13 protein-coding genes are annotated in these 15979 nt (G+C 68.0%); 8 read left to right on the top strand and 5 right to left on the bottom strand.

Annotated features, from left to right (window positions below; translation table 11 throughout):
- Window positions 1-79: 79 nt before the first annotated feature.
- Window positions 80-997 (bottom strand): methylenetetrahydrofolate reductase, encoded by a 918-nt coding sequence (metF, locus tag TS85_RS23300; RefSeq protein WP_173426257.1) that lies wholly within the window; start codon window positions 995-997, stop codon window positions 80-82.
- Window positions 994-1962 carry an ArsR/SmtB family transcription factor gene (locus TS85_RS23295; RefSeq protein WP_044335460.1) on the bottom strand — a complete coding sequence of 323 codons (969 nt, stop codon included), beginning with the start codon at window positions 1960-1962 and terminating at the stop codon, window positions 994-996. Before TS85_RS23295 ends, metF begins: the two co-directional genes overlap by 4 nt.
- A 123-nt stretch (window positions 1963-2085) precedes the next feature.
- On the opposite strand from TS85_RS23295, the gene TS85_RS23290 reads away from it, so the two are divergent.
- Both TS85_RS23290 and TS85_RS25710 read left to right on the top strand, forming a co-directional pair.
- Window positions 2086-2352 carry a hypothetical protein gene (locus TS85_RS23290; protein WP_044335458.1) on the top strand — a complete coding sequence of 89 codons (267 nt, stop codon included), beginning with the start codon at window positions 2086-2088 and terminating at the stop codon, window positions 2350-2352.
- Complete coding sequence (locus TS85_RS25710; RefSeq protein WP_155006541.1) at window positions 2352-2528, top strand: hypothetical protein; 177 nt, start codon at window positions 2352-2354, stop codon at window positions 2526-2528. The genes TS85_RS23290 and TS85_RS25710 overlap by 1 nt, the downstream gene beginning before the upstream one ends.
- Window positions 2529-2560: 32 nt before the next feature.
- Here the strand turns inward: TS85_RS25710 and TS85_RS23285 are convergent, their stop codons facing one another.
- The gene (locus tag TS85_RS23285; protein WP_044335456.1) at window positions 2561-3937 is read right to left on the bottom strand and encodes a helix-turn-helix domain-containing protein; all 1377 of its coding nucleotides are present in this window, start codon (window positions 3935-3937) and stop codon (window positions 2561-2563) included.
- A 433-nt stretch (window positions 3938-4370) separates the two neighbouring features.
- Between TS85_RS23285 and aceA the strand changes: the two genes are divergently transcribed.
- The 5 genes from aceA (at window position 4371) to TS85_RS23265 (ending at window position 9229) form a co-directional block, all read left to right on the top strand.
- Complete coding sequence (gene aceA, locus TS85_RS23280) at window positions 4371-5654, top strand: isocitrate lyase (protein WP_044335454.1); 1284 nt, start codon at window positions 4371-4373, stop codon at window positions 5652-5654.
- 27 nt (window positions 5655-5681) lie between these two features.
- A complete protein-coding gene (locus TS85_RS25905) occupies window positions 5682-5852 on the top strand; it encodes a hypothetical protein (RefSeq protein WP_173426256.1) in 171 nt (56 codons plus the stop codon).
- Window positions 5853-5995: 143 nt separating this feature from the next.
- Window positions 5996-7141 (top strand): acyl-CoA dehydrogenase family protein, encoded by a 1146-nt coding sequence (locus tag TS85_RS23275; RefSeq protein WP_044335452.1) that lies wholly within the window; start codon window positions 5996-5998, stop codon window positions 7139-7141.
- Window positions 7142-7330: 189 nt separating this feature from the next.
- Entirely contained in the window at window positions 7331-8110 is a 780-nt protein-coding gene (locus TS85_RS23270; protein ID WP_044335450.1) for an SDR family oxidoreductase, read from the top strand.
- 171 nt (window positions 8111-8281) lie between these two features.
- Window positions 8282-9229: a hypothetical protein gene (locus TS85_RS23265; protein WP_155006540.1), complete on the top strand. Its 948-nt coding sequence runs from the start codon at window positions 8282-8284 to the stop codon at window positions 9227-9229.
- 1 nt (window position 9230) lies between these two features.
- On the opposite strand, the gene TS85_RS23260 is transcribed toward TS85_RS23265, so the two are convergent.
- Window positions 9231-11486 carry an NADP-dependent malic enzyme gene (locus tag TS85_RS23260; protein ID WP_044335447.1) on the bottom strand — a complete coding sequence of 752 codons (2256 nt, stop codon included), beginning with the start codon at window positions 11484-11486 and terminating at the stop codon, window positions 9231-9233.
- Between the two features lie 125 nt (window positions 11487-11611).
- Between TS85_RS23260 and mutS the strand changes: the two genes are divergently transcribed.
- A complete protein-coding gene (gene mutS / locus TS85_RS23255) occupies window positions 11612-14191 on the top strand; it encodes a DNA mismatch repair protein MutS (protein ID WP_044336902.1) in 2580 nt (859 codons plus the stop codon).
- A 4-nt stretch (window positions 14192-14195) separates the two neighbouring features.
- Here mutS and TS85_RS23250 read toward each other — a convergent pair whose 3' ends face one another.
- Window positions 14196-15887, bottom strand: a complete 1692-nt coding sequence (locus tag TS85_RS23250; RefSeq protein ID WP_044335445.1) for a putative bifunctional diguanylate cyclase/phosphodiesterase — start codon at window positions 15885-15887, stop codon at window positions 14196-14198.
- Between the last annotated feature and the right edge of the window lie 92 nt (window positions 15888-15979).

Below are 15979 nucleotides of genomic sequence, written 5' to 3'. Positions count from 1 at the left end.
ATCAACAAGCGTGTCGTCAGGAGGAGAGCGTGGGCCCACCCCCTGCCCCCTCCCGCAAGCGGGCAGGGGGTGCATTTGTCTATGCCGCCGCCGCCACGGCCCCCGGCTTCGCCCGCACCCCCAGCAAATGGCAGATCGCGTAGCTCAGCTCGGCGCGGTTGAGCGTGTAGAAGTGGAACTGCCGCACGCCCCCCGCATAGAGCTTGCGGCACAATTCCGCGGTCAGCGTCGCCGCGACCAACTGGCGCGCGGCGGGATGGTCCTCGAGCCCGTCGAACAGCCGCCCCAGCCATGCCGGCACCTCGGTCCCGCACATCGCCGCCATCCGCTGGATCGCGGCATAGTTGGTCACCGGCATGATCCCCGGCACGATCTCGGCGTCGATCCCCGCCGCCGCCGCATCGTCGCGAAAGCGCAGGAAGGTCTCGGGCTCGAAGAAGAATTGCGTGATCGCGCGGTTGGCGCCGGCATCGATCTTGCGCTTCAGATTGTCGAGATCGGCCTGTTTGCTCGGCGAATCGGGGTGGCATTCGGGATAGGCGCTCACCGAAATCTCGAACGGGTGCAGCCGGCGCAGCCCCGCGACGAGGTCGGCGGCATTCTCATAGCCGCCCGGATGCGTCTGGTATTTCTCCCCCGCGCGCGGGGGATCGCCGCGCAGCGCCACGATATGCCGCACCCCCGCCGCCCAATAGGCCTCGGCCACCGCGTCGACCTCGTCGCGCGTCGCCTCGACACAGGTCAAATGCGCCGCCGCCGGGATGCCCGTCTCGCGCGCGATCCGCGCCACCGTGGCGTGCGTCCGGTCGCGCGTCGTGCCGCCCGCGCCATAGGTCACGCTGACGAAGCGCGGCCCCAGCGGCCCCAGCGTCTCGATCGACTCCCACAAAGCCGCCTCCATCTTCTCGCTCTTGGGCGGGAAGAATTCGAACGAGATGTCGATGTCGCCGGCCACGTCCGCGAACAGCGGTGCCGCCAGCGGGTCCACGAATGTCATGCCGCCTTAACCCTCTCTGCAATCGGGCCGGTCTTGCGGCCCAGCCATAGCTTCACGCTGAGCTCCGCGCCCTCCAGCGTGTCGACTTCGCTCGGCGCGATCCCGCTCGCGTCGAACCAGCCCAATATCTGTTCGTCCGAAAAGCCCAGCCGCGTATGCGCATCGCGCGTGCGCAATTCCTCGCGGTGGTGCGGCGCGAAATCGACGATCAGCAGCCGACCGCCCGGGCTCAGCACCCGCGCCGCCTCGCCGATCGCCGCGCCCGGCTGCTGCGCGAAATGCAGGACATGGTGCAATATAGCGGTGTCGGCCCCGCCATCGGCGAGCGGCAGCGCATAAAGGTCCGCCTGGCGCAATTCGGTGTTGAGCAAGCCGCGCTCGGACAGCTTGGCACGCGCCAGCCGCAGCATTTCGGAGCTGCGATCGATCCCCAGCGCGGTCTGCGCATCGGGCGCGAACAGCTCGAGCATCCGCCCGGTGCCGGTGCCGATATCGATCAGCCGCCCCAGCCCCGCACTGGCCAGCCCAGCACCGCCCAGCGCCGCCGCCATCGCCGCCTCGACCTGCGCCTCGGCGACGTGCAGCGATCGGATCGCGTCCCATTGCCCGGCATTCGCCTCGAACCACTCCGCCGCCGCCGCCGCGCGATCGGCGCGCACCGCCGCCAGCCGCGCTTCGTCGGCTGCCGCCCAGCGGTCGCCCTCGTCCCATGCGTCCAGCGCGGCAAGCACGGGCTTCACAATGGCGTCGGCGCCCAGCGCGACGAACACCCAGCTTCCCTCCTTGCGCCGCTCGGCGAGGCCAGCATCGCACAGGATCTTCACATGGCGGCTGACGCGCGGCTGGCTCTGCCCCAGCACCTGCGCAAGCTCGCCCACCGAGAGCTCCATCGAGCGGAGCAGCGCGACGATGCGCAGCCGCGTCGAATCGGCGAGGGCGCGGAAAATGGTGAGCGAAGCGGTCATGTCGCATATAGATATAAAGATATCTTTATATCAGGTCAATGCGGCTGTTGAGTCGCGACGCGGGTTGCATGCGTCGGCTGCGCTCGGCTAGCGCAGGGCGACGCCGTTGTTCAAGGAATCCCCATGCGCCCGCGCCTGCTCCCCCTCGCCGCGACTGCCCTGCTCGCGCTGTCCGCATGCGGCGGCAAGGCGAAGAACGAAGCCGCCGAGGCGAATGAGACGGTTGCGGGCGACAGCAACACGATGGGCGAGGCGGTGCGCGACGTCGACGCCGCCAACGCGGCCGGGGCCGAGGCCTATCCGCCCGCAGCCACTGCGAGTGGCACCCCGGAGAGCGGAAGCGCCGACACCGAAGGCGCCGACGCCAACGCGACCGAGATCACCGACTGATGCGCCTGCTGCCGCTCGCCGCGCTGCTCGCGCTCGCCGGCTGCGGCGGCACGCCCGAGTCCGCCCCCGGCACGACCGCCGACGAAACGCGCCAGCTCGACGAAGCCGCAGCGGCCACCGACATCAACGTCGCGCTGACCGACAATGCTGCGGACACGGACTCCGACGCGCGCTGACCGCGCCCGCGGGGCGGCGCCGTGCGCTCCCCTCAATCCGCAGCAAACCCGAACGGCGACGCCCCCGTCTCGCGCTCCGGCATCACGCGCGTCCGCCCGGTCGGCGCCGCCGATCGCTGCGGGCAATCGGGGCGGGTACAGGCGCGGCAGCCCAGCCCGATGGGCACCGCCGCGCCTTCCAGGGCAACCCCCGCCGCCGCCGCCAGCGGCCCGGCCGCGCCCGTCGTCAGCCCCAATGTCACGGCAAAGCGCGCCGCCACGCCGCCCACGCGCATCCCGTGACGCCGGACGCAGCGCGTCATCGTGAACCAGCGGCTGCCATCCTCCAGCGCCACGAGCTGCGTCAGCAGTTCGTCGGGCCGGGCAAACGCCTCGTACACATTCCATAACGGGCACGTCCCCGCCCCTTCCGCCAGCGGGGCCGCGCTCGCGCCCGCCAGCCGCTTCGACACCTGCCCCGCCCGGTCCACGCGCAACAGGAAGAAGGGCAGCCCGCGCGCGCCGACGCGGTGCAGCGTCGTCAGCCGGTGCGCGATCTGCTCCCAGCTCGCGCCGAAACGGCGCTCGAGCAGCGCCACGTCATAGCCGCTCGCCTCGCACGCGCGCAGGAACCGGGCATAGGGCATCGTCAGCGCCGCCGCGAAATAGCCGGTCAGATGCCGCCGGTACATCCGCTCGCCCAGCCGGTCGAGCGCCGCACCACGGACCAGCGCATCGATCTCGCCGCGCGCCTCCTGCGCCAGTTGCTCGGCCAGCGCGAAGCTGCGCGAGGACGGATCGAGCATCTCCGACAATTGCAATTGCCGCGCATGCAGGTCGAGCCGCCGAGTCAGCCCGGGCATCACTTCGGCAGGCAGGATGCGCACCGATAGCTGGTGCTTGACGCGCAGCCGCTCGGCCATCGCGCCGTACAGGTCGCCCGCCCCCATCCGCAATTCATCGGCCAGCGCCTCGGCCACCGCGTCCAGATCGGGGAAATGGTTGCGCCACCGTTCGATCTCGCGGCGGACGGCGGCCTCGGCATCGGGCGCGGCACCCGGCGCTGCGCCGCCGCCCATCCGGTCATAGGCGCGCGCAAACGCCTCGGCACCGTCGGGCGCGCCCGCCAGCCATTCCTCCAGCTGGTGCCGGTCGATCGCCAGGTCGGCGAACAACGGATCGCTCAGCCGCCGCCGCACCGCATCGGCCCCGCCCCCGGGCGCCGCGGCGTTGAGCTTGCGCGGGTCGAAATCATAGGCCTCAGCCAGCCGCAACAGCACCGCGGCGGAAACCGGGCGCTGGTTGCGCTCGATCAGGTTGAGGTAGCTCGGCGACATGTCGAGCGCCTCGGCCATGGCGACCTGCGACAGCCCGAGCTGGCGGCGAAGCCGGCGAATGGCGTGCCCGGCGAGCAGCTTGCGTTCGGCCATGGTGGTGTTCCCCTTCTGTCGTCGTCACCCCGCGTGGGGGCTGCGCTATCGCATTCCCCTTCGTCCCCCTCACCCTTCCGCGCCTTCGGCGCTCCCTCCCTCTCCCACAAGGGGAGAGGGACGCAGTAGCCCAAGCTCCCTCTCCCCTTGTGGGAGAGGGAAGGGGCCCGCCGCCGTAGGCGGTGGGAAGGGTGAGGGGGACGCAGTCTAAACAGCGATGGCAAATCCCGCCCCCTGTCCTACATCCATCGTTCCTGCTATGTTCCAACCATCCCGCGACTCGCCACCTTGTAAAACCTTTACACCACAACAATCCACCACCGCACGGACTTCACAGCACAACCCCGAAACCGGCCCAAATTTCTATCCACACGCCTAAAGATCGTCAACTTAGCCCATACAGGAAACGCACACCCGTCAAGGAATTCACAACATGCCGCAGCGCTTCGAGGATCTGGTCCCCGCCCCCGCCGGGCGTTTCGACGGCATCGTCCGCCCCTACACGCCCGAAGACGTGGCGAAGCTGCGCGGCTCGATCGCGGTCGAGCACAGCCTCGCCCGCCGCGGCGCGCTCAAGCTGTGGGAGCTGCTGCGGACCGAGGACTATGTCCACGCGCTCGGCGCGCTGTCGGGCAACCAGGCGATGCAGATGGTCCGCGCCGGGCTGAAGGCGATCTATCTCTCGGGCTGGCAGGTTGCGGCCGACGCCAACACCGCGGGCCAGATGTACCCCGACCAGTCGCTCTACCCCGCCAATGCCGGGCCCGAACTGGCCAAGCGGATCAACGCCACGCTCCAGCGCGCCGACCAGATCGAGCATATGGAGGGCGGCGCCACCCGCGACTGGTTCGCGCCGATCGTGGCGGATGCGGAGGCCGGGTTCGGCGGCCCGCTCAACTGCTTCGAGATCATGAAGGCCTATATCGCCGCCGGCGCCGCCGGGGTCCATTATGAGGACCAGCTCGCCAGCGAGAAGAAGTGCGGCCATCTCGGCGGCAAGGTGCTGATCCCGACGCAAGCGCAGATCCGCAACCTCGATGCCGCGCGGCTGGCGGCGGATGTGTGCGGCGTACCCACGGTGATCTGCGCCCGCACCGACGCCGAGAGCGCGAAGCTCATCACCTCGGACGTCGACCAACGCGACCATCCGTTCCTGACCGGCGAGCGCACCGCGGAGGGGTTCTTCCGCCTCAAGGAGGGCACCGGCGTCGACCATTGCATCCAGCGCGGGCTCGCCTTCGCGCCGCATGCCGACCTGCTGTGGTGGGAAACGTCGAAGCCCAATCTCGACGACGCCCGCCGCTTCGCCGAGGCGATCAAACAGGCGCATCCGGACAAGATGCTCGCCTATAATTGCTCGCCCAGCTTCAACTGGGAGAAGAATTTGGACAAGGACGACATCGCTCGCTTCCAGCGCGAAATCGGCGCGATGGGCTATAAGTTCCAGTTCGTGACGCTCGCGGGCTTCCACCAGCTCAACTACGGCATGTTCGAACTGGCCCGCGGCTACCGGGATCGCGGCATGGCCGCCTATTCGGAGCTGCAACAGGCCGAATTCGCCGCCGAGGCCAATGGCTATACCGCGACGCGCCACCAGCGCGAAGTCGGCACCGGCTATTTCGACGCCATCGCCCAGGCGGTGGCCGGCGGCGAAAGCTCGACCACTGCCTATGCCCAATCGACCGAAGCCGACCAGTTCACCCGCGAAGCCGCATAACCCATCCGCGTATCAGGAGACACTGCCATGACCACCGAACCCCGCCCGTCCGAGCCGCAGCGCAGCCGCGCGGTCTTCTCGACCGAGGATTTCCGCCTGATCCGCGAAGCGGTCGGCACCCATCTGCAGCAGGTCCGGGATTCGCCGGAATCGGTCAAATATTCGAACCTGTACCACCGGCTGGGCCGCGTGGGCTGATCGACGACTTTCCTGGGGAGGAAAGGATGCCCGCCGGGTCCGGTCCCGGCGGGTATTTCCGTTGGGTTGGAAGATCGGGTATGGCTTGCAGCGACCTTCGTTCGAAGTGTAGGCTCATCGTTCGAACCTGAGGAACGCTTGCGATGGCCCTGGACCCGGAAGTTTTCGATGCGCTGCTCGAAACCGTCCGCCGCTTCGTCGCCGACCGGCTCCGCCCGCTCGAGGCCGAGGTCGAGGCCGCCGATGCGATCCCCGACGCGGTGGTGGCGGAGATGCGCGCGCTGGGGCTGTTCGGGCTCTCCATCGCGCAGGAATTTGGCGGGCTGGGGCTGACGATGCTCGAGGAATGCCGGGTCGCGATCGAGCTGGGACGCACCACCCCGGCGTTCCGCTCGACCTTCGGCACCAATGTCGGGATCGGGTCGCAGGGGCTCGTGATCGCGGGAACTGCGGCGCAAAAGGCGCAGTGGCTGCCCCGGATCGCGAGCGGCGAGATCGTCACCAGCTTCGCGCTGACCGAGCCCGATGTCGGGTCGGATTCGGGCGCAGTGAAGACCCGCGCGGTGCGCGACGGCGAAGTCTACCGGCTGAGCGGAACCAAGCGCTACATCACCAATGCCGACAAGGCCGACCTGTTCACCGTGATGGCCCGCACCGGCGACGAACCCGGCGGCCGCGGCGTCTCCGCCTTCCTCGTGCCCCGCGACCTGCCCGGCCTGAGCGTCGGCGCGCCCGAGAAGAAGATGGGCCAGCGCGGCGCCAGGGTCGCCGACCTGATCCTCGACGACGTCCCCGTCCCCGCCGCCAACCGGCTGGGCGCCGAGGGCGAGGGGTTCCGCATCGCGATGCAGGTGCTCGATCGCGGGCGGCTGCACATCGCGGCGGTCTGCGTCGGCGTGGCCGAGCGGCTGATCGCCGATTGCGTCGCCTACGCCACGGGCCGCACCCAGTTCGGCAAACCGATCGCCGAGCACCAGCTCATCCAGGCGATGCTGGCCGATTCGAAGACCGAGGCGCTCGCCGCCCGTGCGCTGGTGCTGGAGACGGCGGGCGCCAAGGATGCCGGCGGCAACACCACGATGGAGGCGGCGGCGGCCAAGTATTTCGCGAGCGAAATGGTCGGCCGCGTCGCCGATCGCGCGGTCCAGATCTTCGGCGGCGCGGGGTACATCGCCGATTACGGCATCGAACGCCTCTACCGCGACGTCCGGCTGTTCCGCATCTACGAAGGCACCAGCCAGATCCAGCAACTGATCATCGCCAGGGAGACGCTGAAGCGGGGAGGGTGAAAGAATAGCCCTCTCCCCTTCAGGGGAGAGGGTTGGGAGAGGGGCAGTCGCAACACAATGAAGGGCCGGAAACGGAGGGACTGCCCCTCTCCCCGGCCAGTTTTAGGTGAACAGCGCCCCGCGCTGTTCAGGTCATGCCGGGGGCATGACCGACCGCAAAACTCCCCTAAAGGGGAGAGGGAGAATCGAATGGACACGAACACACTTTTCCGCCTCGATGGCCGCGTCGCGCTGGTCACCGGCGGATCGCGCGGGATCGGGCGGATGATCGCCACGGGCTTCGTCGCCCAAGGGGCAAAGGTCTATGTCTCGTCGCGCAAGGCGGATGCGTGCGAGGAAACCGCGGCGGCGCTCGGCCCCAATTGCATCGCGCTCCCCGCCGACGTCTCGACGGTCGCCGGCTGCCGCGCGCTGGCGGAGGAACTGGCGAAGCGCGAGCCGGCGCTCGACATCCTCGTGAACAACGCCGGCGCCGCCTGGGGCGAGGCGTTCGAGACCTTCCCGGAACAGGGCTGGGACAAGGTCATGGACCTCAACGTCAAATCCCCCTTCTTCCTCACCCAGGCGCTGCACGAACTGCTCAAGGCCGGCGCCGCGGCGGGCGGCCCGGCCAAGGTGATCAACATCACCTCGATCGACGGCCAGCGCGTCAACCCGTGGGAAACCTATAGCTATCAGGCGTCGAAGGCGGCGCTGATCCACCTGACCCGGCGCATGGCCGCGCGGCTGATCGCCGACCGCATCGTCGTCACTTCGCTCGCCCCCGGCGCCTTTGCCAGCAACATGAACAAGGTGGCGCGCGACCATGCCGACGGCGTCGCAAAAAGCATCCCCGCCGGGCGGATCGGCGTGGACGAGGACATGGCCGGCGCCGCCATCTACCTCGCCAGCCGCGCCGGCGACTATGTCGTCGGCGAGACGCTGACCGTCGACGGCGGGCTGGTCAACGCATCGCTGGCGCCCGCATAGAGGGATAGAATATAAGTTTGAGAAATGCCCACACGGCCCGCAGACTCTATTTGACGTTTCAAACGAAATGCGGGACCATTTTACGCTACAAGCTGGGGGGCTGACTTGAATATGGAGCCGCAATCGCGATCTATTTCCACTCGGGTTTCCGAAATAATCGACCATACCGAGGTGATCTATCTGCGCTTTTTGCGCGCGATCATTTTGGTTATCGCTACGATTCTGATTCTGTATACAGCCTACCTTGCTGTTTCTGGCTTATACCGTGTCGCCCAGTCTCCCAGTTCGGTTCGAGAGGCAGTGGCCAGCGTAGCAGCCAACGAGATCAGCGACGCCGAGCAACCCGAAGCGGTTTCGCCCGAGGCCGGGAAAGGTCCGGTTGCAGATTCCGAACAGCAGAAATTCTACTCAAACTTCGTAGAGCGCTACTTTCGGCTCTTTCACACCAAGTTCGAGCCTTTCCGGCAGCCGGAAGACAAGGTGCTCAGCCGTGATGAGTTCGACGATAGCTTCGTTCAATCCGCTGCTCGACTGAATGCGGCCACCGCCGGCAGCGTCACGTTCAGCAGCGACCGCGCCGATCTGGAGTCGCTTCTGGCTGCGATGACGGCGGCCGCGGTCGAGCCCCGTACGATCCAACGCCTGCGCCGCTACAAAGCGGCGAAAAAAGTAGCTGTGCAGCGCCAGATAAGGAAGACTCGCATTGAATATCGGCGCGGCTGGAACTCGCTGAGTACCAGCTGCGATGGTTGGTTCTATTCGCCGATCGGGTGCGCTGAACGGCGCGCGGTTGAGGTGCCCTATTCCGAAACCACGAAGGCAATGGAGTTTCCGAAAGGTACGCAATCACACTCCCAGATATTCCATGCGATGCAGGATAAGTTCTTCACTTTGCTCGAAAACCGTCGCTCTAGCAATGCGGCCACCGCGGAGGCACGTCGCATTGAGATCGCGGAGAGTAACGTCCGAGGAAGTATAGACTTGTCGCTGGCGCTTCGAATATTCGGCGGCTTTATTGCCCTGATGTTCTTCTTCTTGCTTATCGCCATCGAGCGGCATCAGCGGCGGATTGCCGCGACCATCCCGATCGCGGCCCTTCCTGAGCGAGCAGGCAGCTAGCCTACCGAGCGATGCCCCCCGCCGCGAGCATCGCCAGCGTCACCAGCTCGCTGGCGGTGGCCGACATCGGGGCGATCTGGACGGGCTTTTCCATCCCGATCAGCATCGGCCCGATCGTCGAATCGCCGCCTAGCTCGCGCAGCAGCTTGGCCGAGATGTTCGCCGACTGGAGCCCCGGCATGATCAGCACGTTCGCCGGGCCCGACAGCCGCGAGAAGGGATAGTTGGCCATCTGGCGCGGGTTGAGCGCGACGTCGGGCGACATTTCGCCTTCATATTCGAACCCCGGCTTGCGCTCGTCGAGCAGCTTGATCGCGCCGCGGACATTCTCGAGCCACTGCCCCTCGGGATTGCCGAAGTTCGAATAGCTGAGGAACGCGACCCGCGGCTCATGCCCCATCCGCCGAGCGACCTGTGCGGTGCCCTCGGCGATCGCGGCGAGTTCTTCGGTGCCGGGCCGCTCGTTGACGGTGGTGTCGGCGATGAACACCGTGTGCGACTGACCGACCAGCACGTGGATGCCGAATGCAGTGCGCCCGGGCGCATAGTCGATCACCCGCAGGATCTGGCGCATCGTCTCGGCATAGGTGCGGGTGACGCCGGTGATCATCGCGTCGGCGACACCGAGTTGGAGCAGCAGCGCGCCGAAGATGTTGCGATCGCGATTGACCATCCGATCGACGTCGCGGCGCAGATAGCCGCGGCGCTGGAGCCGGTTGTACAGGAAATCGGCCATTTCCGGCACCAGCGGCGAATTGACGCTGTTGTGCAGCTCGAAATCGTCGGGATTGGCGCCCAGCGCGCGGAGACGGTCCTGCACCGATTCACGGCCGACCAGCACCGGGATGCCATAGCCGCCATCCTTGAACGCGATCGCCGCGCGCAGCACGGTCTCTTCCTCGCCCTCGGCGAAGATCACCCGCTTCGGATTGGCGCGCGCGCCCTCATAGGCGAGGCTGAGCACCGAGGTCGTCGGGTTCATCCGCGCCTTCAGCGTCTGGCGATAGGCCGCCATGTCGACGATCGGCTTGGTCGCGACGCCCGAGTCCATCGCTGCCTGTGCGACGGCGGAGGGGATGATCTCCATCAGCCGCGGGTCGAACGGCGTCGGGATGATATAGTCCGGGCCGAAGCTGTGCTGGGTACCATAAGCGGTGGCGACTTCCTCGGGCACCTGCTGGCGCGCGAGTTCGGCCAGCGCGCGCGCCGCGGCCAGCTTCATCGCGTCGTTGATCGTCGTGGCCCGCACGTCGAGCGCGCCGCGGAAGATGAACGGGAAGCACAGCACGTTGTTGACCTGGTTCGGATAGTCCGAACGCCCGGTGGCGATGATCACGTCGGGCCGCACGCGCTTCGCCTCGGGCGGTGTGATCTCCGGGTCGGGATTGGCCATTGCGAAGATGATCGGCTTGGCGGCCATCTTGACCAGCAGCTCGGCGGGCAGCGCATTGGCGGCGGACAGCCCCAGGAACACGTCCGCGCCCTCCAGCGCCTCGCCCAGCGTGCGACGGTCGGTCTTCGCAGCGTGCGCCGACTGCCACTGGTTCACGTCGTCGCGGCCCTGGTAGATCACGCCGGTCCGGTCGCACATCAGCAGATTGTCGTGCGGCAGCCCCATCGCCTTGATCAGCTCGGTGCACGCGATCGCCGCCGCGCCCGCGCCGTTCACGACGATCTTGGTCGTCTTGATGTCGCGCCCGGTCAGGAACAGCGCGTTGATGATCCCGGCGGCGGCGATGATCGCGGTGCCGTGCTGGTCGTCATGGAAGACCGGAATGTTCATCCGCTCGCGCAGCGTCTGCTCGATCACGAAGCATTCGGGGGACTTGATGTCCTCGAGGTTGATGCCGCCGAAGCTCGGCTCCATCAGTTCGACGGCGTCGATGAAGCGATCGACATCCTCGGTCTTGAGCTCGAGATCGATCGAGTCGACGTCGGCGAAGCGCTTGAACAGCACCGCCTTGCCTTCCATCACCGGCTTGGAGGCGAGCGCGCCGAGATTGCCCAGCCCCAGGATCGCCGTGCCGTTGGAGATTACCGCGACCAGATTGCCCTTGGCGGTATAGTCATAGGCGAGCGCAGGATCGGCGGCGATCGCCAGCACCGGCACCGCGACACCGGGCGAATAGGCCAGCGCAAGGTCGCGCTGGGTCGCCATCGGCTTCGACGCGACGATCTCGATCTTACCGGGGCGTCCCTCGGAATGGTACAGCAGCGCCTCGCGCTCCGAAAACTGGACGTTCGATTCCTCAGACATTTCCGCCTCCCATGCTCGCGATCGCTTTAGGGACGACTTGTCCCCAAGAAAACCCATCGCCGGGTGTTGATCGCGACGCGCGTTTCGCTAGGCCCTGCACCATGTCCGCCGCGGCTCCAACCCCGATGATGTCGCAATATCTCGCGCTCAAGGCCGAAGCCGAGGATTGCCTGCTGTTCTACCGCATGGGCGACTTCTTCGAATTGTTCTTCGACGACGCCAAAATCGCCAGCGCCTGCCTCGACATAGCGCTCACTGCGCGCGGCGAGCATGAAGGCACGCGCATCCCGATGTGCGGCGTTCCGGTGCATGCGATGGAGGGCTATCTCGCGCGGCTGATCAAGGCCGGGCACCGCGTGGCGATCGCCGAACAGACCGAGACGCCCGAGGCCGCCCGCAAGCGGATGGGATCGAAGGCGCTGGTCAACCGCGCGATCGTCCGAGTCGTGACCGCGGGCACGCTGACCGAAGAGACCTTGCTCGACAGCCGCAGCGCAAACTGGTGCGTGGTGATCGGCGAGGCGGGCGGCCAGGTCGCGATCGCCTGCGCCGATATCTCCACGGGCCGCTTCGACGTCGTCGAAAGCGATCCCGATCGCGTCGGCGCCGAAATCGCGCGCCTCTCCCCCGCCGAGACGATCGCGAGCGACGCGACGGGATTTGCCGACCTCGCCAACGTCCTGCGCCCGCGCGCCGATTTCGACAGCGCAGGCGGCGAAGAACGGCTCAAGCGGCTGTTCGGCGTCGCAACGCTCGACGGATTCGGCAGCTTCTCGCGCGCGGCGCTCGCCGCCGCAGGCGGGCTGGTTGCCTATCTGGAACATACCGCCAAGGGTTCGCTGCCCTTCCTGCGGCCGCCCAGCCTCAGCCAGACCGACGCGGCGATGGCGATCGATGCGGCGACGCGCGAGAGCCTGGAGCTGACGACCAGCACCGCCGGCGCGCGCAAGGGCAGCCTGCTCGACAGCGTCGATCGTACCGTCACTGGCGCCGGCGCACGGCTGCTCGGTGCCGATATCGCCGCGCCGCTGATGGACCGCCGCGCGATCGAGGCGCGGCTCGACCTCGTCCGGCGCTTCCACGACGATAGCGGGCTGCGCGAAAGCGTGCGCGCCGCGCTGCGGGCGCTGCCCGATATCGGTCGCGCCTTGGGGCGGCTGGCGGCCGGGCGCGGATCGCCGCGCGACCTGGGGCAATTGCGCGACGGGCTGGACGGCGCATGGCGGCTGGGCGAGCGGCTGGGCGCAATCGCGGACAAGCCCGCGCTGCTCGACGACCTCGCCCCGATGCTGCGCGGGCATGGCGCGCTGATCGACCTGCTGACGCGCGCGCTGGTGCCCGAGCCGCCGGTCGACGCGGCACAGGGCGGCTATATCGCCGAGGGCTATGACGCCGCGCTCGACGACCTGCGCGATTCGGGTGCGGGCGGACGCCGCGCCATCGCCGCGCTGGAGGCCGAATATCGCGCGCGCACTGGCATCGGCGCGCTCAAGATCCGCCATAACGGCGTGCTCGGCTATCATATCGAAGTCCCCGCGCGCGCCGCCGATGCGCTGATGGCGCAGGACAGCGGCTTCACCCATCGCCAGACGCTGGCCGGCGTGGTGCGGTTCAACGCGCCCGAACTCCACGACGTCGCGCTCCGCGTCACCCAGGCGGGGGCGCATGCGCTGGCGGCCGAGGCCGCGCATCTCGAAGACCTGACCGTAACCGCGCTCGATCGCCGCGAACCGATCGCCGCGACCGCCGACGCGCTCGCGCGGATCGATGTCGCCGCCGGGCTCGCCGAGCGCGCAGCCGAAGGCGGCTGGGCGCGCCCCACGCTCGTCGACCATGGCTGTTTCGAGATCGAAGGCGGGCGGCATCCGGTGGTCGAGGATGCGGTGGCGCGATCGGGCGGGCGCTTCGTCGCGAACGACTGCACCCTGTCCGAATCCTCGCGGCTGTGGCTCGTCACCGGCCCGAACATGGGCGGCAAATCGACCTTCCTGCGCCAGAACGCGCTGATCGCCGTCCTCGCCCAGGCGGGCAGCTACGTCCCCGCGACACGCGCGACGCTGGGGCTCGTCGACCGGCTGTTCAGCCGCGTCGGCGCGTCGGACAATCTCGCGCGGGGCCGATCGACCTTCATGGTCGAAATGGTCGAGACCGCGGCGATCCTGGCCCAGGCGACGCCGCGCAGCTTCGTGATCCTCGACGAAGTCGGGCGCGGCACCAGCACCTATGACGGGCTCGCCATCGCCTGGGCGGTGGTCGAGGCGATCCATGAGGATAATCGCTGCCGCTGCCTGTTCGCGACGCATTATCACGAGCTGACCCGGCTCGCCGAACGCTGCGAGGCGCTGACGCTGCACCATGTCCGCGCGCGCGAGTGGAAGGGCGATCTGGTGCTGCTCCACGAAGTCGCCGACGGGCCCGCCGACCGCAGCTTCGGGATCGCCGTCGCGCGGCTGGCGGGGCTGCCGCCCGCGACGCTCAAGCGCGCCAAGGCAGTGCTCGACAAGCTGGAGGCGGGGCGCGCCAAGACCGGCGGGCTCGCCGCGGGGCTCGACGATCTGCCGCTGTTCGCCGCCGTCGCCGAACAGGAGGCAGCGGCCGTGGACGCACTGCGCGATGCGCTGGACGGGCTCGATCTCGACGCGCTCAGCCCGCGCGAGGCGCTGGATACGCTCTACCGGCTCAAGGCGCTGGCGCGCGAGGGATGATGCGTCAGGCCGCGCGCGCGCTCACCCGCGCCTGCGACAAATAGGCGCGCATCGCCGCCTCCGGCAGCGGTTCGGAGAAGAAATAGCCTTGGAACTCGGTACAGCCGCTGTCGCGCAGGATGCAGCGCTGGGTCTCCGATTCGACGCCCTCGGCCGTCACGGCGATCCCCAGCGTACGACCGATGCACAGCACCGCCTCGACGATCCGCCGCGAATCGCCCCCGGCGCCCAGCCCGCCGACGAACGACTGGTCGATCTTGACGCGATCGACTTCGAGCCGCTGCAAGTGCGACAGGCTGGAATAGCCGGTGCCGAAATCGTCGAGCACGATCTTCACGCCCGCCGCACGCAGCCGCCGCAGCTTTTCGGCGGCGCCGTCGCCGCCGTCGAAGATCGCGGTTTCGGTAATCTCGATATGCAGCTGGTCGCGCGGCAGCCCGACGGAGTCGACGATCTCGAACACGCGCTCGACGATCCCCGCGGTACGGATCTGGATCGGCGAGACATTGACGGCGATCGGAATGCCCGGCCATTGCGCCATCATCCGCGCCGCCCGCTCGAGCACCCATTCGCCCAGCGGGACGATCAGCCCGGTTTCCTCGGCGATCGGCACGAATTCGGCCGGGGCCAGCGCGCCGAGTTCAGGTTGCGTCCAGCGAACCAGCGCCTCCATCGATCGGACAAAGGCGCCCGATCCGTCGACCACCGGCTGATAATGGACTTCGAGCCCCTCGCCGGTGGCGAGCGCGGTGCGCAGGCAACGCTCGATCGTCGCGCGACGACGCGCCTGCTGGTCGAGCGCCGGGCTGAACCGGTGCGCGCATCCCCTGCCCGCCGCCTTGGCATGGTAGAGCGCGACATCGGCCATGCGGTGGAGTTCGTCGCGATCGGTGGCGCCGTCGGGTAGCGCGGCCACCCCGATCGAGGCATTTACGAAGACCTGCGCCGCCTGGACATCGAACGGCTGTGACGCCGCATCGAGGATGCGCGCGCAGATCTGGTCGATGTCGAACCCGTCCCCGAGATCGGTCAGCAGGATCGCGAATTCATCCCCCCCGATCCGCGCGACGGTATCCGACGCGCGCGCGATCGCCGCCAGCCGCTGGCCGAAAGCGCGGATGAGCATGTCGCCCGCCGCATGGCCGTGGCTGTCATTGACTTCCTTGAACCGGTCGAGATCGACATACAGCAATGCGCAACTGGCCGGCGCGCGACGGTCGCGCAGCAGCGCCTGCTCGATGCGCTCGTTGAGCAGCGTGCGATTGGGCAGCCCGGTCAGCGCATCGTGGAAAGCGAGATAGCGGTTGCGCGCCTCGGCTTCGCGCGCTTCGGTCACGTCGGTGGTGACCGCGACCAGGAAATGCTGGCCATCGATTGTCACCCGCCGGTTGCGCGTAATGATGCGCTTGGTTCGTCCCTCGATGTCCGTCAGCTCCTGCTCGACTTCGTCGTCCAGTCCGGTTGCCAGCACGTGGTTGTTCGAACGCTCGAACGCCGCGACCTGATGGTGCGGCAGCACGTCCCCGGGCTCGCGCCCCAGCAATACCGCACGGGGCTCGCCGAGCATCGCGCACAGGCTGTCATTGACCATGACGAGCCGGTGGCGCGCGTCCTTGATCATGATCGCCGTTGGGATCACGTCGAGCAGCGCCTGGAGATCGGCAAGCGCGGGCATCGTGATCGAATGACTGGGCATTGCATCATTCCCTCTGCGGGGAGAGCCGCCCCCCCAACAAGCTTGGAACTTTGGCACGGTGCGTGGGAGTTGCGCCAGCCGGGGCATGTGCG

The organism is Sphingomonas hengshuiensis (assembly GCF_000935025.1).
GTDB classification, from domain to species: domain Bacteria; phylum Pseudomonadota; class Alphaproteobacteria; order Sphingomonadales; family Sphingomonadaceae; genus Sphingomonas; species Sphingomonas hengshuiensis.
The sequence above is the reverse complement of the archived record's forward strand: the minus strand, read 5'-3'. Positions and strand labels throughout refer to the sequence as shown.